We start from the raw sequence: 604 nt of genomic DNA, 5'->3' as shown, positions 1-604 counted from the left end.
AATGGAACTATCAGCGCTCCAAAGTATGAGCTAAATGATGGAGTAGATATATACGATAATGTAGGCGATGCACTTGGCGGCCTAGATGATCGTGTTTCTGCTAATGCCGATAACATTACTAATATAACTAATGGTACGGCAGGTATTGTCCGCCAAGATCCTACTACTGAAGAGATTACTGTAGGTAGTCAGACAGGCGGAAATAGCGTTGACTTTTCTGGGACAGATGGTAATCGAGTGTTAACTGGCGTTGCTGATGGTAAAGTTGAGTTAGGAAGTAAAGACGCGGTCAACGGCGGTCAGCTACATAATCTTGGTAGTGATGTTGCTGGTATTATCGGTGGTGAAGCTACCTATGATGCGAATGGTAATCTCACCGCTAATAACATCGGTGGTACAGGTAAAGGAAACATTAACGACGCTATTGCTTCTATCAACCAAGGTAACGCACAGGCCAACGAAGACATCAAAGTCAATGCCGATAATATCCAAGCCAATACTGATAGACTCGATTCGGGTCTTAGCTTTGGAGCAGATACTGGTGACAATATTAATAAGCCTATTGGTGACAGTAGTGCGCTTAAGTTTGAGGGCAGTAATAATA

The 604-nt window shown here is 43.0% G+C and carries 1 pseudogene; it reads left to right on the top strand.

Annotation, left to right across the window (positions count from 1 at the left end):
• Positions 1-604 (top strand): annotated as a pseudogene (locus tag ACS8FC_RS19065) (hypothetical protein); the annotation flags it as partial.

It is taken from the genome of Psychrobacter sp. 1Y4, assembly GCF_051847555.1.
This window is presented reverse-complemented; position numbering and strand designations above follow the sequence as displayed.